Genomic DNA, 17988 nt, shown 5'->3' on the forward strand with positions numbered 1-17988 from the left:
CGCCTGATCCGGACCGGCGCACCAACCCAGCCCTAGAATTTTGCTCACCACCAAAGAGAACAGGTAAGAACGAAGCCAAACGAGGGCTTCGTTCTTACCTGTTCTCTTTTTACTTTTGCCTTCTCGCTACTTATTTCTTCTCTTCCTTCACGACCTTCACCGACTTGATGACGACGTCCTTGGAGGGCACGTTCTCGTGGCCCTTCACGGTTTCGGTCTCCACGCCCTTGATCTTGTCGACCACGTCCATGCCATCGATCACGCGGCCGAACACGCAGTAGCCGACGCCGTCGCCAGCCTTGGCCTTGTCGAGGAACGTGTTGTCCTTGAGGTTGATGTACCACTGGGCGCTGGCGCTGTTCGGCTCGCTGGTGCGGGCCATCGCGAGCGTGCCCTTGAGGTTCGACAGCCCGTTGCCCGATTCGTTCTTGATCGGGTCGCGGGTCTTCTTCTCCTTCATCCCCGACTCGAACCCGCCGCCCTGGATCATGAAATCGCTGATGACCCGGTGGAAAATGGTGCCGTCGTAGTGCTTGTCCTCGACGTACTGCAGGAAGTTCTTCACCGTGACCGGCGCCTTGTCCTCGAACAACTCGATCTTGACGCTCCCCGCACTCGTTTCGACGAGGACGACCGGGTTGGCCGCCCGCGCGGAACCGGCCACCACGCCGAGAACCACGAAGCACATCACCATCACTTTGACCGAAATCATGGTTGACCTCCGCGTGCGTCCGTCGGGTGCGGGCGCGACCCCTGCCGCGCGCCCCGAACCGGCCCGTCTCGCATTTCGATTCTAGCAAGTTTCAGGTTCCCGAGGTCCAAGTTCCAAACTGAAAACCGACACCCGAACGACGGCGCACCGGCCCCCCCTCTCTTTTGGATTCGGAACCCTGGAACGCGCAACCGGGAACTGGTAGTGTGCTGGTCCCGCCCGGAGGCTCACACATGCGCTTGTTTCTCGCCATCGGTCTGTTCACCGGCATCGGGGCTACGGTCGGGGTGTCGCAACCCGACACGGCCGCGGCCCAAGAGAAGAAGGACGACAAGAAGGTGGCGCAGCCGAAGTTCGATCCGCCGAAGCCCACCAAGCCCGACGAAGCAACGCTCAAGCAAATCACGGAGAAAACGGAACAACTCCGCAGAGCGGTGGCGGCACTGAAAGAGAAGAAGATCCCCGGTGACGTGCTGGTCGAGGTCGAAATCTACCTGAAGGCGGCAGAGAACATTGTCCGGTTTGAAGAGTGGTACCACGCGAACAGTGGGAAGTGGGCGCTGACCACGCTCGACCAGGGCCTCGCCCGGGCGAAGCAGGCCGAAGGCGGCAAGGCCGTCTGGCGCGACGCCCCGGGCAGATGGGTGTTGCGCGCGTACCGGTCGCACGTCGACGACTCGATTCAGCCCTACGCGGTGCTGTTACCCCACGACTACGGCAAAGACCCGAACAAGAAATGGCGGCTCGACGTTGTCCTGCATGGGCGCGACTCGTCGCTGACCGAAGCGAAGTTCATCGCGACCCACGGCGGCGCGGCACCGAAGGATTTGGCGTACATCCAACTCGAAGTGTACGGGCGGGGAAACAACGCATACCGCTGGGCCGGCGAGACGGATGTGTTCGAGGCCATGCGCGCATTTGAAGGTTCTTCCGGGGCTGGATCGGTTAACCAGAACCGCGTTGTGCTTCGCGGGTTCTCGATGGGCGGTGCGGGCGCCTGGCACATCGGGCTGCGACACCCCTCCTCGTTCTGCGTTATCGGTCCCGGCGCCGGCTTTACGACCACACACGGCTACATCGCGAACTTGCCGAAGCACCTGCCCGAACATCAGGAGAAGTGCCTGCGTATCTACGACGCGATCGGGTACGCCGAGAATGCCTTCAACATTCCGGTGGTCGCGTACAGCGGAGAGAAAGACGCGCAGAAGAAGGCCGCGGACAACATCGAGAACGCGCTGAAGGGCTTCAAAGAGCCGCACGAGTTCAAGCACCTCGTTGCGCCGGGGTTGGAACACCAGATGCCGAAGGAGTGGCAGGGGAAGGCCGAGGTCGAGTACCGCAAGTTCGCGGACAAGGGCCGCAACCGCGATCCGGAGCGTATCAGGTTCGTGACGTACACCGCCGGTCTGTGCGACTGGATCGATGTCCGCGCGCTCGCCGTTCCCTACGAGAAAGCGGTCGTGGACGCGAGCTATAAGGGCGGGGTGTTTACGATTGCGACGACGAACGTTCGCACCATCTGTGTCAACAACCCCGACCTCCGACAGAAGGCCGTTGTTAACGTGGACGGGCAGCGGGTGGAAACCGTGGCGGGCAAGGACACGTTAGGAATGTTTGCAGTCGAGAAGGTGGGGCAAAAGTGGGCGGACGTGAGTGCCGATGCGCCTTTCAGCACGCGGTGCGTCCCGGCGATCAAGGAGTCCGGTCTGGAAGGCCCGATCGACGACGCCTTCCGGTCGCATTTTGTTGTCGTCGGCCCGGCTGCTGGTGGCTACCCGGCTGCGGCCCTGGAGCAGTTTGCCGCGCTCTGGGACCGCTATTTTCGTGGTACTCTGTTCGTAACCACTGAGGGAAAATACGATCCCGATCGCGGGCAAAACCTCGTCCTCTTCGGCGATCCACAAAGCAACCCGCTCATCGCAAAGGTGCTCCCGAAACTGCCCATCACCTGGACGAAAGACAAGCTCGTGGTGAACGGCACCGAGTACGATCCGAAAATACACGTTCCCGTACTCATCTACCCGAACCCACTGACCGACAAATTCTCTTACGTCGTCATCAACAGCGGGCACACGTTCAAGGAAGCCGACCTGAAGGGCACCAACGCGCTCTTGTACCCGCGCCTCGGTGATTGGGCCGTAATCAAGCCGGCGCCGACCGAGAAAGACCCGGCCGCGTATGAGGTCGTTGCCGCCGGGCTGTTCGATGAGAACTGGCAGTTTCCCAAGAAGAAATGACCACGGTTCCGCGCGGCGCTCCCACTTGAGAGCGCCGCGCCCTCGTTAGCGTCACGAAGCGCAAGTTGGGCCGGCGGGCTTCGCTTTCCGCCGGTTCCACGGCATTCGGGCCAAGAGCAGCCCCATTCCGCAGGTGTCGGTCACGCCCGCGAACACCAGGCCCGCACCGACGAACGCCGAGATGCCGAAGAACCCGGGGTGAACGAACCCGAGGGCGACACCGAGGAGCACCAGCGCCCCGGCCGCGATGCGCACCTGGCGCTCCAGCGCGATCGTTTTCCGCCCGCGGACCACGGGCACCCCCGCCTCGACACACGCGAGCGTGCCGCCGGCCACGTTCGTCACGTTCGTGAACCCGGCCGCGAGTAATTGCGCGCACACTTTCTCGCCGCGGCTCCCGCGCTGGCACACCACGAACAGCGGCGCGGCGGGATCAGTACCCACCGTGCTCGGGTCGAGCCGGTCGAGCGGCACGTTGTGCGCGAACGCGACGTGAACGTCCTCGAACTCCGCCGGCGTGCGCACGTCGATCAGCGCGACCGGGCCGGCTTTCGCCAATTCCGCGAGTTGCGTCGGGGTGATGGTGGGAGCGGACATTGTGAACCTCCTGGATTTGGCGGAGAAGCGTTTATTGGGGCGTAAGGCCGTCTCGTGCGGCCTTCCACGTCTTGAACGAGCCGGCGAGGTTCCGGCACCGGAACCCGTGCTGCATCAGTACGCGGCAGGCGGTGTACGAGCGCTGCCCGCTCGCGCAGTGCGCGACGATCTCCCGATCGCGGGGCAACTCGCTCAGTCGGGCGCGGAGTTCCCCGAGCGGGATGTGGACGGAGTCGGGGATCGCTCCGCCCGCCCGCTCCGGGGCGTCGCGCACGTCGAGAACGAGTACGTGCGAACGGTCCAGTGCCGCGACCTCGTCCCACTGGATCGTTCGCACGCGCCCGGCGCGGACGTTCTGCGCGACCATCCCGGCCAGGTTCACCGGGTCTTTCGCGGAGCCGAACGGCGGGGCGTAGCAGAGCTCCAGGTCCGCCACGTCATCGACCGTCAGGCCCGCGCGGAGCGCGGTAGCGAGCACATCAACGCGCTTGTCCACACCGTCGGGGCCAACCGCTTGTGCGCCGAGTAATTTCCCCGAATCCGGGGCGAAGAGGATTTTCAGCGCGAGCGCCCTGGCACCGGGGTAGTAGCCCGCGTGCGAATTCGGGTGCAGGTGGACCGCCTCGAACGCGATCCCGGCGGCCCTCAGTTGAGCTTCGTTCGCCCCCGTGACCGCGGCCGTGAGGCCGAAGACGCGCACGATCGCGGTGCCGAGCGCGCCGGGGCACGCGCTCGCGGTACCGAAGATGTTGTCGGCCGCGGTGCGCCCCTGGCGGTTCGCGGGGCCGCCCAGCGGTATGAGGGCGGGCGCGCCCGTGACCGCGTGCGTCACTTCGATCGCGTCGCCGACCGCGTAGATGTTCGGGTCGCTCGTGCGCAGGTGCTCGTCGACTTTGATGCCGCCGGTTCGACCGAGATCCAGGCCCGCCGCGACCGCGAGCGTCGATTCCGGGCGCACGCCCAAACCCGTCACGACCACGTCGGCCGGGAGGCGCGTGCCGTCGGCGAGCACCACGACCGAGGCGCTCGCCGACTCGTCGGCTCGCGGGTCATCGAACTCTTTCAGCCCGTTATTGAGGTGCAGGGCGACGCCGCGCCCGCGGAGTTCGAGGTGCAGGTGCGCGGCCATCTCCGGGTCGAACGGCTTCAAAACCTGCGGGTTCCGCTCGACGACGGCCACCCGCAGCCCGCGCGCGTGGAACTGTTCTGCGACCTCCAAGCCGATGAACCCGCCGCCCACGACGACGGCCGTTTTCGCGCCCCGGTCCCGGACCCAGGCGTCGATCCGGTCCATGTCTTCGAGCGTGCGCAGCGCGAAGTGCCCGGCGCGCGCCGCGCCCGGTACGCGCGGGACGATCGGCGCCGCCCCCGTGGACAGGATGAGGGCGTCGTACCGTTCGGTGGTCGCGTGCCCCGAAACGAGGTCGCGCACGTCGATTTCCCGGCGCCCGCGGTGAATCGCGGTGACCTCGGACCGCGTGCGCACCTCGATGTTGAAGACCGCTTTCAGGCGCTCGGGGGTCTGCACTAGCAACTTCTTGCGGTCGGCAATTTCCCCGCCCAAGAAGTACGGCAGCCCGCAGTTCGCATACGACACGTCCGGTCCGCGCTCGAACACGATGATTTCCGCGCTCTCGGACAGCCGCCGGGCGCGGGCGGCCGCGCTCATCCCGCCGGCCACACCCCCCACAATTAGCACGCGCTTGCTCATGATCTTCTCCGCGGGCCTTCACCTGCGCCTTCAATGACGGTAGAATTACCGCGATGGAATTTGCGATTGGGCGATATTGCTATTTGGCAATATAGTGTGGAGTGTGACGTGGAGTCAAGTCCTCTCGACCGGAACGCCCTTGAAGCAGTGGCTCGGCTGTTCGCGGTGCTCGCGGAGCCGACGCGACTGGCGATTCTTCAGTGCTTAAAGGGCGGGCCGAGGGCGGTTTCGGAGCTGGTGAACGAACTCGAAGCGAAACAGGCCAATGTTTCCAAGCAGCTCGGTATCCTCTACGCGGCCGGGCTGCTCGCGCGAGAGAGGGACGGGAATTTGGTGCGGTATTCGATTGCCGAATCGATGATTTTCGAGCTGTGCGAACTGGTGTGTGGCAAGCTCCGGCGCGACGCGGAGCGCCGACTTGAGGCGCTGGGCGGGGAGGACAAACCGCGAAAGTGATCCGCGGTTCTATCGCCAAACCAGAACACGTCCGATCGCGCGACCGGTCTCGGCGCCGGGACCGCGGACGATCCGACGAGTGCGAGGCGCGCGGCCGGTATTCGGGCGGAGTGTTTTGTCGAGCGGGTCAGCGTGTGCCCGCGTGACGTTGTGGAGAGGAGCGCTCGACGAGCCGCGTCGAGCGGGCCGTTAGTCGAGCGGGGGCCACTGGTTAGCCATGCCCTCGCGCTCGACGTCGCGCACCTGGTCCTCGCTCACCGCGAACTGGCGCGCCACCGCGGTGCGCGACGCGGCCACGCCCGCTCCGCCGTCCTGGGCCTCGACCAGCGCCTTGAAAATCGCGCGGCGCTGTTCGACGGTGATTTGGCCTGATTGTTCTTCGGACATGTCGAACCTCGCGGCACGGGTGCAATACAACACCCATATATCCTACGACCCGTTTCGGTTCGGGCACGAAATTCGCGCACAGTTACCGGAACCGTTCCCAATAGTGCCGCTCCAAATGTCACTTCGAGAACTACTCGTACCGATCACCGACACCGACCCACCGGCCGACGTGCGCCGGTTCCTCCGCGACGCCGAGCGCCGGATCGACCGGTTCCAGACCGCGTGCCGGGTGCCCGCGTTCGTCCCGTGCGATTACACCACCGCGTACAAGGTGCTCCGGGCGCTGGCCGGCGGGGAGTTCACGCGCGGGTCGCGCTTCTGCGAGTGGGGGTGCGGGTTCGGCGTGGTCGTGGGGCTGGCCGCGATGCTCGACTTCGATGCGTGCGGGATCGAGATCGAGGGCACGCTGGTCGACGAGGGGCGCCAGCTCGCCGAGGACTACGATTTGCCGGTGGAGCTGATCCACGGGAGCTTCGTCCCGCCCGGCGCGGAGGACCGCGTGTACAAGGGCGGCACGTACTCGTGGCTCACGACCGAGGGCGACCAGGCGTATGAAGACCTGGACCTGGAAATCAGCGACCTGGACGTGATTTTCGCGTACCCGTGGCCGGACGAGGAGGCGGTGGTGTACGACCTGTTCGACTCCTACGCGGGCGTCGGGGCGGTGCTGGCGACGTACCACGGCAGCGCCGACTTCCGGCTCCGGCGGAAGGTGAGCGACCGACAAAAGGGACCGAAGCGAAAAAAGCCCCGTGACCGTTGACGCGCGCGTTCCATAGCCTAGATGTGCCGAAAATAGTTTCCAAAGCAGGAACTTCCGAACCGATATCGGGTCGTTTATATTAGGGAAGGCGTTTTTTCACTCAGAACCCACCACAATGGGTCCGATTCACGGGGACATCGAATGGGCTTGCGGATGCGTGTTCACGAGCGGGAGCCGATCGGCGCCGCTCTCCGGCGGTTCAAAAAACTGATCGAGCGCAGCGGGATGAAGGGTGAACTCCGCTCCCACGAGTATTACGAGAAGCCGTGCGAGGCCCGGCGCCGCAAGGAAGCCCGCCGCATGAACGCGATCCGCAAGGCCGCGAGCACGCCCCGCACCTGAACCGCCCACGTCCGAACTCTCGGCACTCGGTGAACCGTAGGCCCGTGAGGGCGGCGGGGCCGTATCAATTTTCTATTTTTCGCGCACCAAAATCATTCCGCGCTCCAGTGCGTGCCGCTCGCGTCGCGAGCGGTGCTGGACAAATTCGTTCGGTTCGGGCTCGTGCCCGCGAGTCGAACGAGCCGCGACCGCGAGGGAGCGGGAGGCGCCACCGCGAGAAACCGGAAACGACCAAGCTCTGCGTTCAACGCCAATCCCTGCAAATCCTTCCGCCCTCATTAGCCCTTCCTCTTGCTATGGGTATCGTGGGCGCCAATCGCGTTACTGCCAATCCATCAATGGCTCGTGCGGAGGCGCTCGTGACACCGTTTCGATTCGCGCTGACTGTTGGCTGTTTGCTGGCGATCGTACCCACTGCGTGGGGCGCGCCGGTCGTGGGGCAGGCCCAACCCGACCACCTCCCCTTCGGAACCGTGTGCGTGGGCGGGATCGCTGAAGGGAGTTTCCTGGTGTACGCTTCGGCCGACGACCCGAAACCGGTAGTAAAGGTCGAGGCCCCGAAGTTCGTGAAGGTACTCGGTACCGAGACCTACGCCCGACAAGCGGGTCTGGGGAACAACTTTACGTGTGTTGCGGTCGAGGTCGCGATCGAGACGGCCCGCGCGGGCGAATTTGAAGGCGAGATCAAGGTTACCGTTGGGGAGGTCACAACCAAGGTGCCGGTCTCGGCCGCTGTGAAGGCACGGAAGGTCGGGCAGACGCGGCTCCTGGTTGCCGGAACGCCGTTCGAGCGGGACTCGGCGGACAACGGGAAAATGTATAAGGCCTGGACCGACCTCGTTCGGGGCGCGGATCTGGACGCGAGTTACCTGCTCGTTCGCGCCAAGCAGCCGGTTCTCCGCGGTCTTGATTTGAGCAAGTACAACTGCGTCCTGTTGGACGCTCGTGCCCTCTTGGTGAAGACCGCGGACGATGTGCAACAGGTTCGGGCTTTTGCTAAAGCGGGCGGCCGCGTGGTCGTCACGACGAGCGCGTTCTTTGCGGGATCGGTTCCCGCGGCGAACGAGGTGCTAGACGGGACCGGCTTGGAACTCCTCGATCAAGAAGCACCGCGCGGACTGAAGAATGCGACCCCGAAGGCCGACGATTTCTCCGCCGAAGTGGTTAAGGCCGGCATCAAATCGACGACGTTCTTTCGGGCTTCACCGATCCGTGTGGAGAACGCCGGTCGGGTTCTCGTGAACGCGGTCGGTTTCGAGAAAGCGGGCTTGGGGTTCGTGGCAACAGCGAAAGTCGGAAAGGGAGAGATCACCGCCGTTGGTGTGCCGCTGTGGTGGTGGTGGGCCGCCGGGGAACGCGGGGAGGGCGCCGATAACGCGAAGTTGCTCCGCTGGCTCCTCGCCCCGCCGCTCGCCGGTTAGTTGGTTTCGCGCTCTGCACGGCGAGCCGCGACCGCAAGGAGCGGGAGGCGGCGGCTTGATGATTCCAGTTCAGTACACGGGGAGCCTAACCCCGCTCCCTTGCAGTCGCGGCTCGTTCGCGCTCCGCGACGATCACGGAATGAATTCGGGCGAGTTCACTTCGGATGCGCCTCCTCGTCAATCGGAGGAGGCTCTCACCCCACGATCAGCCGACCCACCTGGAACGTGACGAACGCCCCGCAGTACGCCAGGACCGTCATGTAGACGAAGGTGAACGCGGGCCAGAGCCAGCTCTTCGTTTCGCGCTGGATGACGGCGAGGGTCGCTGCGCACTGGCAGCACAGTGCGAAGAACACCATCAGCGACAGCGCGACCGGTACGCCGTACTTGCCGCGGACCGGGTCTTTCGACCAGTCGTCTTGCACGGCCTTCGTCAGCCCGGCGACCTTTTCCTTCGCTTCGTCGTCGGCGCCCGCGTCGCCGATCGCCTTCGTGTCCACTTCGCCCACGTCGTAGAGCAGCCCGAACGTGCCGACGATCACCTCGCGCGCCGGGAAGCTCGCCATCGCCGCGACGCCGATCTTCCAGTCCCACCCCAGCGGCTCGAATACGGGTTCCATCCACAACCCGGCCCGACCGAGGTAACTGCTCCGCTTCCACTCGCCGTTGAGTTTGTCGGGAGCCCCCGTCGCGCTTTCGAGCTTCTCCAGTTCCGCCTTTTCGCCCTCGGTCAGTTGAGCGGGCGCGGGTTCGTTTGCTTCGGGTTCCTTCTTGCTCGCCTCGTCCTTCTCCTTGAGTTCCTTGAGCCGGTCCGCGCTCTCCTTGACGGCGTCTTCGGCTTTCTCGATACGGTCCGGGTACGATTCGCCCTGTGCGTCGATGTACGGGAAATAGAGCAAGGCCCACACGAGCACCATCGCGGCCAGGATGATCGTGCCGGCGCGCAGGGTGAACGCCCAGCCCGCGCCCCCCATGCGCCGCAGTATCGAGGTGAATTTGGGGCGCCGGTAGCTCGGCAGTTCCATCACAAAAACCGGCGGCGCGCCGCGGAGGAGCGTCCGCTTGAGCGCGAGCGCGACCAGCGGCGCGATCGTGAAGCCGACCATGTACATCGCGAACAGCACCAGTCCCGGTAACCACCCCGGCGAACCCGGGCGCGCGACAAACGCCCCGATGAGCAGGATGTACACCGGGAGCCGGGCGGAACAGCTCATGAGGGGTGACACCAGGATCGTGGCGAGCCGGTCGCGCCGGTTCTCGATCACCCGCGTGGCCATGATCCCGGGCACCGCACACGCCACGCTCGACAGCATCGGGATGAATGACTTCCCGCTCAATCCGCACCGGCTCATGATGCGGTCCATGAGGAACGCGGCGCGGGCCATGTACCCGCAGTCTTCGAGGACCGCGATGAAGCCGAACAGGATCATGATTTGCGGCAGGAACACCAGTACGCTGCCGACGCCCTTGATGATCCCATCGACCAACAGCGCCCGGAGCGGGCCGGAGGGCAGCGCCGAGTCCGCGGCCTTCGCGACCGCGTCCTGCCCGCTGCTAATCAGGTCCATGAGCGGTTTCGCCCACAGGAAGATCGACTGGAACATCAGGAACATGACGACCAGGAACACGAGCGTGCCCCAGAGCCGGTGCGTGAGGACCGAGTCGATGCGGTCGGTCCACGTGACCGGGCGCGTAGCGGGCTTGCTCACGGCCGCGGTCACGGCCGCACGCACCCACGCGAACCGCGTGCGGGCTTCCACGCCCGGGACCGCGTGCCCGAGGGCGGTGAGTTTGTCCCGGGCGCCGACGAGCGCGGACTTGAACCGGTCGCCGTACCGCTCGACGAGCCACTGTTCCGTGTACCCGCCGATGTCGATGACCGCGCGCCGAAGGAGGACCGGCGGAACCTCGTCGCTGAGTTCCTTCCGCAACTGTTCCACAACCTCATCGAACGCGGGCGGGAACGCGGGGCCGCTCGGCGCGATTGCGCGTTCCCCCGCGGCGCGAATGGTCGCGGCGAGTTCGGTGAGCCCGGTGCCGTTGTTCGCCTGGATCGGTACGACGGGGGCACCGATCGCTTCGGACAGTTTCGCGTAATCGAACTTCAGCCCCTGCGCCGCGGCCGCGTCGATCATGTTGACCGCGACGACGACCGGAACCCCCAAGTCGAGCAACTGGCTCGTGAGGTAGAGGTGCCGGTCGAGGTTCGTCGCATCAACGATCGAGAGCACCACCGACGGCTTGGGCTCTTCCGGCCTGCGACCCAAAAGCAGGTCCACCGCGACCATCTCGTCCGGGCTGCGTGCGGCGAGGCTGTACGTGCCCGGGAGGTCGATGAGGTCCACCGTTGTACCGTCGGCGGTGAACTGCCCCTTCTTCATCTCGACGGTGACGCCGGGGTAGTTACCGATGCGCTGGCGCAGCCCGGAGAGCGCGTTGAACAGCGTCGATTTCCCCGCGTTCGGGTTCCCGACGAGAGCGACGGTGAGCGTGGGGGTGAGCATAAGTCGTGCGGAGTTCGGAACGCGGAATTTGGAACGAAAACCAACCGGAGCGGGCACGAAACGGGCGCTGGTCCTGGACTCAGTTCCGCGCTCCGCGTTCCGAACTCCGCGATTCTAAAGTGGGCGCACGCCGATACCGGCGGCTTCGGACTTGCGAAGACTCAGGCGGGAGTTGCCGATGCCGATTTCGAGCGGGTCGCCGAGCGGCGCGCGCGCGAGAACCTCCACGGGCTCGCCCTCGAGCAGCCCGAATTCGTAGAGGCGCTGGACCAGAGCGGGGGGGCCGGTTACGGACAGCACTTCGGCCCGTTGGCCCGGTGCGAGATCGGCGAGAGTGGGCATCAGCCGGCGTGCCCCACGGTGACGGGTCGAACGAGGATCTGGGCGCACTCGCACCCGCGCAGGCCGAGCTTTCCCCCGGCCACCTTCAGGAGGCAGGTCGACCCGGGCTGAACCACTTGGACGCGGCAGCCCTGACGGATTCCGAGTTCGGCGAGGCGCCCGACCCAATCGGCCTGGCCGGTCACCTCTTCGACATCGGCCCATTCGCCGGCGCGCACCATATCGAGGGGCATCAGCATGACGGCTCACTTGTTGAGATTTCGTCTCATTACAGTTTCGCTCTTTACCGTGCACGAGTCAAGGGCGCGACGCGGGATTTAACCGAACGGTTGGCGTGAACCGATCGGCGCGGAGGCGGGAATGCGTGGTCGTTACGAGATTTGGGCGAACGGCCGGCGTGAGCCGGCTGGTGAAACGGAGGGCGGCTGTTTTGATTGATATGGAGAATGGGGTCATTCTCACGGCGGCTCGCACCGGCCACAGGTGTAGACGTAAGTCATTTTGCCCGTGACACTTTCACCATTCGGCTCACGCCGGTCGTTCGCCAAGATAGGCCGCGAGTGCTTCGGTCCACGGGCGCAGAGCCGGCACGCCGTGCGCTGTGAGCTTTGCCGTGGAGAGCACGCTGTACGGCGGGCGCTTCGCGGGGGCGTTGAACTCGGCGCTCGTGATCGGCGTGAGATCGGCTCGCAATCCCGCCTGGCGGAAGATCTCCGCCGCGAGCTGGTACCAGGTGGACGTGCCGCTGTTAGTGACGTGGAAGAGACCCGTCGCGTTGTGTTCGAGGAGCTGGACGGTTGCGGCCGCCACGTCCGCGGTGTAACTCGGCGTGCAGTGCTGGTCGTTCACCACCCGCAGAGGCTTTCCCTGCTTCGCGATTCGCAACATCGTCTCAACAAAGTTGCCGCCCTTTCCGCCACTGCCCCACACGCCGTACAGCCCACAGGTGCGGATCACGAGATTGCCCGGCGCCGCAGCCCGCGCAACGAACTCGCCCGTGAGTTTGCTCAGCCCGTAGGCGCTGACCGGCCCCGGGGCATCGTCTTCGCTGAACGGTACGGTTCGAGCCGCATCGAGGCCGAACACGTAGTCGGTGCTGAAATGAACCAGTTTCGCGCCGACCGTGCGGCACGCGGTGGCTAACTCCCGGACGCCCCACACATTGACCGCGAACGCCGATTCCGGCTCGGTCTCGGCCTTATCCACCAAATTGTAAGCCGCGCAGTTCACGAACACATCCGGCCGCAGATCGGCGACAACGGCGGCGATCGCGTCGGGACGCGCGAGGTCGATCTCGACGCGCGACAGCGGAACGACTTCACCGAGTGCCGAAAGGCGCGGGCACAGGTCGCGCCCGAGTTGTCCGGCCGCACCCAGAACGGCAATTTTCATTGAGGAAACTCCCATGAAAACAAGAGTACAAAGAGCGCACAGGGCTTCCGCCCTGTGCTACGAACGCCGGCCCCTCCGGGGCGGAAAGGCATTGAGAGCATTGACCTTCGCCCCGATGAGGGCGGCTTGGCGTTGCGCACCGGCTCTGTGGCGGAAGATGGTTCGGCGTCTTCGCCCCGGAGGGGCCGTCTTCCGTAGCACCGGGCGGAAGCCCTGTGCTTGCTGTTGACTGGTGCGCTCTCTCAAGGATGAAACGAAACCGCCCGGCGCGGTGGCCGGGCGGTTTGCGGTCGCGTTCGAGCGAATGTTACTTGCCCGGTACCGGCGGCGTGACGGGCGCCGGGGCCTTTTCGAGGTAGCTCTTGTCCTGCGTCTTGATGATCGTCTTCTGCTCTTGGGTCAGTTCGACCCGCGTGTCGGTACCACCGATCACCACGATCAGGTCGCCCTTCAGGGTGATGTTGATCTCGGCGGACTCGATGCGCTTGGTCTTCGGGTCGTAGATCACCGTGCCCTTGCTCTTGGCCGGGTCGCTGGTCAGCTTGCTGCCCTCCTTAATGCGGAACAGCAGGCCTTCCGGGTTCTCCTTCGGCGCGGTGTAGGTGATCGCGGTCTCGACCTCGATCTTGTCCTTTTCCTTCTCCACGGCCGCGTACTTCAGCTTGTAAAGGAGCTCGTAGCTGCCGATCGGCCCGAGGTTCAGGCTGGTCTTCTTTTCCCACGATTCGCCGACCTTCTTCGGGCCGTCCGGGAACAGCTTGGAGGTCGGGTCCACCATCTCCTTAAGGGCGTCGTCGGTCATCACCTTCTTGAGGAGGGCGTCCATCTGGGCGCTGCCGGCGCCGAGCTTCTTGATGAAGTCTTCCTTGCCCTCGACCTTCTCGACCTTGTAGTTCTTGCCCAGGGTCACGGTGAACTCGCTGTCCTTCAGCCCCTTGAAGAACTCGACCAGGCCGGGGTTGCCCGCGCTGCCCGGGGTCTCGGTCTTCGAGGAGTAATTGATCGGGTTACCGGAGATGTCGATGTTCATCTCCAGCCCTTCGATCTTCTGCTTCACCGTCCACTTGGTGACGTCCTCGGCCCCTTCCTTGACCTTGTCTTCCTTGATCGGGGTCCACTGGTACCAGAAGACGCTCTTCTGCTTCTGGGTGAGATCCTGGCCCTGCACCTTGATGACCTGGGTGACTTCGGTCGTCACTTCCTGGTAGTACGGGGTGTATTTACCGTCCTTGTCCTTGGTGCCGAAGTTCAGATCGAACTTGCGGTCTTGCGCGCCGGCGAGGGCGGCAACGGCGACGCCCAGGAGCGCGGCAACGGCGAAGCGGGTGCGAAGCACGGATGGATCTCCTACGGGCCGGAATCCCCGGCACGGCCGGGACAACGGGTTGACGTTCCGGTTGTTCTACCCGCACCGTCGGGGGAAGCAAGAGCGTTGGGGAAAACGGTGTTGCCGATCGTGGACCGCTCGCGCGCGGGCCGCGAACTCGCCTTCCACGGCCCCCGGGATTGTGTCACACTTTTGCCTTTCGACCTCCGCAGACCACGGTCGGCCGTGGTACCCGCCCACGTCACTGCGCCCCGCAACACGGGGGCGCGAAGCGCTGCGCAGGCCCGCTCCCGTCATTTGGTACAGTGAACGTGGTTCGCATCTCGTCCCAGGAGGCGCTCGACATGCAACGGCGCTGGCCGGTAATCGTGGGCGCCCTGATGGTCGCCCTGATCGCCGCGTGGGTACTCGCCCGGTCCGGGTGGTTCGACACGACGGCCGCGGACCCGCGCCCGGTGCCGAGCGGCGACCAGGAGATCGCGTGGCTGCACATCCCCACGTCCACCGATACGTGGGAGAACTTCGTGTGGGGGATGAAGCGCGCGGAGATGAGCACGGCCCCGTCCGGGCTGCACGTGGACGACTCCCACGCCTTCCCCACGCGCACCACCGCGGTGCCGGAAGTGGTTCTGTCGCGCGACGGGTTCGCGGGGAAGATCCGCGTGCGCTGGTACAAGGTCACCAACGACGCTTCGACCGCGGCGTGGGTGAAGGCACTGGCGGCCCGCACCCCGATCCCGCTCGCGGTCGTCGGCGGGTGGTCCAGCGACCGCGCGCGCGAACTCGCCGAGGCGATGGCCGGGGTCGAGTGGCCCGGCCAGAAACCGCTTCTACTACTCGCCACCGCGACCGCCGATTTCGTGTACCCCGATAAGGAGCACGAGAACTACCAGGCCGATTACCAGCCGCCGAAACTCGTCGAACTCTACGACCGTTCGTACCGGTTCTGCTTCACGAACAAGCAGATGGCCGAGGCGGTCACGGACTTTGTGTTCAGCGACGCGACGCTCCGGCCCGGCCCCGCGGTGTGGCCCGGTCTGCGTGCGGTTCCCGGCGCATCGGGGGGCGGGTGGGGGATGCTCCCCTGGCTGGCGGAACTCGCGAGCGAACCCCCGCGAAGTCAGGCGTTCGCGGTCTCGTGGAAGGACGACCCGTACTCGCTCGACCTGTCGCTCCAGTTCCGCGAAGCGATCGCGGAGCAGGGCGCGATCGCCGGGCGCCCGCGGCTCGGGGTCGAATCGAACCTGGTGCCGTTCAGTGCCGGCCGGTTCGCGCGCCCGAACCCCTACGAAGCGCAGATCGTCGATCACATCCTCGCGCACCCGCACTTCCCGAAGCGCGGCGAGCGCACGGTTCTGGTGATCCCCACCGTAACGGCGCCCGCGCGCCGCGTGCTCGGGGCACTGGCACAGGGGAACCCCGGGGCCGCCCGGCGCCTCGTCGCGGTGACCGGCGACGGTATCCCGGTGAACGCGCTGTTCCGCGACGGCGAATTCGCGTGGCCCGTGCGAACGGTGCCGATCCCGCTGGTCCTGTTCACGCACACCAACCCGTTCGATTGGGACGAACCGGGCGACCCGCCGGCGCCACCGGGGTACGAACTCGCCCCGCCCACGAAGCCCGGCGAAGTGAAGAACAGCACCGAAGACATCCAATTATTTTCGACGCTCGTCCGCACGGTCGCCCGCAGCGCGTACCCCGACGGGGCCGATCACCTGATCGATGGCCCCGACGCACTCGCCAAAGGGTTCCGGGCGCTGGCCCCGACGTTCTTCGACCCGTCCGGCAATCGACTCAGCGGGTCCGGGGAGCACGTGGTTGTGCTCCGCCCGACGGCGCGGGTCGAGGGCGTGGTCACGTACCCGGACGCGGAACTCGAAGTGTGGACGCGGAAGCCGGGGGCGGGCTGGGACCGCATCCGCGTGCGCCCGGTCGTGCAAACCGTGCGGCCGAACGCCGGGGGACCGGGCGAGTGACGCCGGGCACCGTTCGACACGCGATAGGCACCAAGGAATCCATCCACGGAATTCGGTATGAGTTCATCCGCGCTTGATGCGCCGCGGTTCCCGGTCTGGCGGTACGCGGGGCGGCTCGTGCCGCTCGCGGTGCTGTGGGCCGTGCTGGTCGGGCTGCTCGCGTGGCTCCTCGCGACGCGCGCGAATTGGGGCGAAGAGTCCGACCGCGCGGACGTGCGCGAGTGGATCGACAACACCCGCGTGTTCCGCAAGACGCTCGCCGAACTGGTGAAGGAGTACGTCGACCTGCTCCACGTCGAGAACCGCGGACCGGACCACGGCGACCGGGTGAAGAACAAGCGCGCCGAGATCGAAGAGCACATGCGCGCGATGGTCGAGCCGACGCGCATGTACGCGGGGCAGCTCCCGCTGTTCCCGAACGTGTACTCGCTCGAAATCGAGTTCGCCGGGGTCACGGGGGGTGACGCGCGGCCCGTTGAGCCGGTCGTGTGGACGTCGCCCAAGCCGCGCCCCGGCGGGTCCGCGAAGGCGCAGCTCCGCACGCTCGAATTCGCCCCTCCCCTGGACCGCCCGAGTGCCCGCGCGCGCGTCCGCTGCGTGTACCAGCTCCACTCGTTCAACCGGATGCAGAAGCAGCAGGACGAGTTCCGCTTCTGGCAGACGATCGCGACCGGCGTGCTCGTCCCCACGACGCTGCTCGCGGTGTTCGTCGTGGGGCGCTTCGTGCGGCGCGAGCAGGCGCGCGAACTGGAGAAGTGGCGCGCGGCGGCCGAGGCCGAGCACCGTGAGCGGGATCTGCTCGCCGCCCAGGTGGAGCGCGAACTCATCGAGCGCAGCCTGCTCGAGGCCCGCGTGAAACAGCAAGAGCTGGAGCGCTCGAGCGAGGAACTCGGACGCAAGTTACTCGAACAGGAACTCGCGGCCGCGAAGCTCACCAACCGCGCGGCCGAGGCCGAGCGCGAGGCGCTGGAGATGAAGTCGCAGCTCTACGCGAGCATCGGCATCATGGCCGGGAGCTACGCGCACAACATCAAGAACCTGCTCGTGCGGCCCAACGACCTCATCACGCGCTGCATGGAGGCGGCCGGCAACACCGAACAGCACGGCATGTTGGAAGAGGTGAAGTCCACGCTCGGCACGGTCACGGAGCGCCTGCAACAGATCCTGCGCACGGTGCGGCGCGACCCGGCGAACGCCGAGGTCACCCAGGTGGACGTGTACGCGCTGTTCCGCGAGACCCAGCGCACCTGGACCGAGATGGGCCGCGACAAGTGGAAACTCGCGGTGACGGCCGTCGTGCCGCCCGGGGCCGCGCTGGTGACGGGCGACTTGTCGCACATGCAGCAGGCCGTGGAGAACCTCGTGTTCAACGCGCGCGACGCGACCTTCGAGATGCGGAACTACCTGCGCGACGAGGCCAAGCGCGAGACCGACCCGACCGCGCGCCGGCACAAGCTCCTCGCCGCCGCGAGTTGGAAGGGCGAGATCCACCTAGCCGCGCACCGCGACGGCGAGTACGTCGTTCTGGAGGTTCGCGATAACGGCATCGGGATGACGGACGAAGTGCGGCGGAACTGCTTGAAAACGCACTTCACCACGAAGCGCGACAACGCGCTCTATGAGGGGTACAGCGCCGGCATGGGGCTCGGGCTGTCGTTCGTGGCGATGGTGCTCGAGCACCACGGCGGTTCACTGGAGATCGAATCCGCGCCGCTCCGCGGAACGACCTTCCACGTGCGGTTCCCTTGTGTCGAGTCGTAACGTCGTAAGGTCACAAGTCGTAAAGTCAAAGGCTTCAATGGTGACAGCCTTTGACTTTAC

At 65.7% G+C, this 17988-nt stretch carries 16 protein-coding genes; 7 read left to right on the plus strand and 9 right to left on the minus strand.

The features are described 5' to 3' along the window. Window positions 1–130: 130 nt before the first annotated feature. Window positions 131–712: a peptidylprolyl isomerase gene (locus J8F10_RS37265; protein WP_210663399.1), complete on the minus strand. Its 582-nt coding sequence runs from the start codon at window positions 710–712 to the stop codon at window positions 131–133. A 233-nt stretch (window positions 713–945) separates the two neighbouring features. Between J8F10_RS37265 and J8F10_RS37270 the strand changes: the two genes are divergently transcribed. Continuing rightward, window positions 946–2949: a hypothetical protein gene (locus tag J8F10_RS37270; RefSeq protein ID WP_210663401.1), complete on the plus strand. Its 2004-nt coding sequence runs from the start codon at window positions 946–948 to the stop codon at window positions 2947–2949. A 51-nt stretch (window positions 2950–3000) separates the two neighbouring features. On the opposite strand, the gene J8F10_RS37275 is transcribed toward J8F10_RS37270, so the two are convergent. After that, the gene (locus J8F10_RS37275) at window positions 3001–3546 is read right to left on the minus strand and encodes a rhodanese-like domain-containing protein (RefSeq protein WP_210663403.1); all 546 of its coding nucleotides are present in this window, start codon (window positions 3544–3546) and stop codon (window positions 3001–3003) included. Window positions 3547–3577: 31 nt separating this feature from the next. Further along, window positions 3578–5257: an FAD-dependent oxidoreductase gene (locus tag J8F10_RS37280; protein WP_210663405.1), complete on the minus strand. Its 1680-nt coding sequence runs from the start codon at window positions 5255–5257 to the stop codon at window positions 3578–3580. Window positions 5258–5365: 108 nt separating this feature from the next. Between J8F10_RS37280 and J8F10_RS37285 the strand changes: the two genes are divergently transcribed. Further along, window positions 5366–5713 (plus strand): ArsR/SmtB family transcription factor, encoded by a 348-nt coding sequence (locus J8F10_RS37285; RefSeq protein ID WP_210663407.1) that lies wholly within the window; start codon window positions 5366–5368, stop codon window positions 5711–5713. Between the two features lie 189 nt (window positions 5714–5902). Here the strand turns inward: J8F10_RS37285 and J8F10_RS37290 are convergent, their stop codons facing one another. After that, a complete protein-coding gene (locus J8F10_RS37290) occupies window positions 5903–6100 on the minus strand; it encodes a hypothetical protein (protein ID WP_052559824.1) in 198 nt (65 codons plus the stop codon). On the opposite strand from J8F10_RS37290, the gene J8F10_RS37295 reads away from it, so the two are divergent. The 3 genes from J8F10_RS37295 to J8F10_RS37305 all read left to right on the plus strand — a co-directional run bounded on the left by J8F10_RS37295 (window position 6099) and on the right by J8F10_RS37305 (window position 8626). Continuing rightward, a complete protein-coding gene (locus J8F10_RS37295; protein WP_210663409.1) occupies window positions 6099–6863 on the plus strand; it encodes a hypothetical protein in 765 nt (254 codons plus the stop codon). The genes J8F10_RS37290 and J8F10_RS37295 overlap by 2 nt on opposite strands. Window positions 6864–7004: 141 nt before the next feature. Beyond that, a complete protein-coding gene (gene rpsU, locus J8F10_RS37300) occupies window positions 7005–7205 on the plus strand; it encodes a 30S ribosomal protein S21 (protein WP_210663411.1) in 201 nt (66 codons plus the stop codon). 359 nt (window positions 7206–7564) lie between these two features. Then, a complete protein-coding gene (locus J8F10_RS37305) occupies window positions 7565–8626 on the plus strand; it encodes a hypothetical protein (protein ID WP_210663413.1) in 1062 nt (353 codons plus the stop codon). A gap of 194 nt (window positions 8627–8820) precedes the next feature. Here the strand turns inward: J8F10_RS37305 and feoB are convergent, their stop codons facing one another. The 5 genes from feoB to J8F10_RS37330 form a co-directional block, all read right to left on the minus strand. Continuing rightward, window positions 8821–11130, minus strand: a complete 2310-nt coding sequence (gene feoB / locus J8F10_RS37310) for a ferrous iron transport protein B (protein ID WP_210663415.1) — start codon at window positions 11128–11130, stop codon at window positions 8821–8823. A 114-nt stretch (window positions 11131–11244) separates the two neighbouring features. Next, complete coding sequence (locus J8F10_RS37315) at window positions 11245–11472, minus strand: FeoA family protein (protein ID WP_210663417.1); 228 nt, start codon at window positions 11470–11472, stop codon at window positions 11245–11247. Next, window positions 11472–11711, minus strand: coding sequence for a FeoA family protein (locus tag J8F10_RS37320; RefSeq protein WP_210663419.1), 240 nt, complete (start codon window positions 11709–11711; stop codon window positions 11472–11474). The genes J8F10_RS37315 and J8F10_RS37320 overlap by 1 nt, the downstream gene beginning before the upstream one ends. Before the next feature lie 289 nt (window positions 11712–12000). Then, window positions 12001–12864: a dTDP-4-dehydrorhamnose reductase gene (rfbD, locus tag J8F10_RS37325; RefSeq protein WP_210663421.1), complete on the minus strand. Its 864-nt coding sequence runs from the start codon at window positions 12862–12864 to the stop codon at window positions 12001–12003. 307 nt (window positions 12865–13171) lie between these two features. Further along, a complete protein-coding gene (locus J8F10_RS37330) occupies window positions 13172–14200 on the minus strand; it encodes a DUF6263 family protein (RefSeq protein ID WP_210663423.1) in 1029 nt (342 codons plus the stop codon). 335 nt (window positions 14201–14535) lie between these two features. Between J8F10_RS37330 and J8F10_RS37335 the strand changes: the two genes are divergently transcribed. Beyond that, complete coding sequence (locus tag J8F10_RS37335) at window positions 14536–16167, plus strand: hypothetical protein (protein WP_210663424.1); 1632 nt, start codon at window positions 14536–14538, stop codon at window positions 16165–16167. Between the two features lie 57 nt (window positions 16168–16224). Next, on the plus strand, window positions 16225–17928 hold the full coding sequence (locus J8F10_RS37340; protein WP_210663426.1) for a sensor histidine kinase: 1704 nt from the start codon (window positions 16225–16227) through the stop codon (window positions 17926–17928). Window positions 17929–17988 lie beyond the last annotated feature (60 nt).

The organism is Gemmata palustris (assembly GCF_017939745.1).
Classification (GTDB): domain Bacteria; phylum Planctomycetota; class Planctomycetia; order Gemmatales; family Gemmataceae; genus Gemmata; species Gemmata palustris.

Coding starts and splice junctions, on each gene's coding strand:
- J8F10_RS37265 (WP_210663399.1), bottom strand. CDS start 712: ATGATTTCGGTCAAAGTGATGGTGATGTGCTTCGTGGTTCTCGGCGTG.
- J8F10_RS37270 (WP_210663401.1), top strand. CDS start 946: ATGCGCTTGTTTCTCGCCATCGGTCTGTTCACCGGCATCGGGGCTACG.
- J8F10_RS37275 (WP_210663403.1), bottom strand. CDS start 3,546: ATGTCCGCTCCCACCATCACCCCGACGCAACTCGCGGAATTGGCGAAA.
- J8F10_RS37280 (WP_210663405.1), bottom strand. CDS start 5,257: ATGAGCAAGCGCGTGCTAATTGTGGGGGGTGTGGCCGGCGGGATGAGC.
- J8F10_RS37295 (WP_210663409.1), top strand. CDS start 6,099: ATGTCGAACCTCGCGGCACGGGTGCAATACAACACCCATATATCCTAC.
- J8F10_RS37290 (WP_052559824.1), bottom strand. CDS start 6,100: ATGTCCGAAGAACAATCAGGCCAAATCACCGTCGAACAGCGCCGCGCG.
- rpsU (WP_210663411.1), top strand. CDS start 7,005: ATGGGCTTGCGGATGCGTGTTCACGAGCGGGAGCCGATCGGCGCCGCT.
- feoB (WP_210663415.1), bottom strand. CDS start 11,130: ATGCTCACCCCCACGCTCACCGTCGCTCTCGTCGGGAACCCGAACGCG.
- J8F10_RS37315 (WP_210663417.1), bottom strand. CDS start 11,472: ATGCCCACTCTCGCCGATCTCGCACCGGGCCAACGGGCCGAAGTGCTG.
- J8F10_RS37320 (WP_210663419.1), bottom strand. CDS start 11,711: ATGCTGATGCCCCTCGATATGGTGCGCGCCGGCGAATGGGCCGATGTC.
- rfbD (WP_210663421.1), bottom strand. CDS start 12,864: ATGAAAATTGCCGTTCTGGGTGCGGCCGGACAACTCGGGCGCGACCTG.
- J8F10_RS37335 (WP_210663424.1), top strand. CDS start 14,536: ATGCAACGGCGCTGGCCGGTAATCGTGGGCGCCCTGATGGTCGCCCTG.
- J8F10_RS37340 (WP_210663426.1), top strand. CDS start 16,225: ATGAGTTCATCCGCGCTTGATGCGCCGCGGTTCCCGGTCTGGCGGTAC.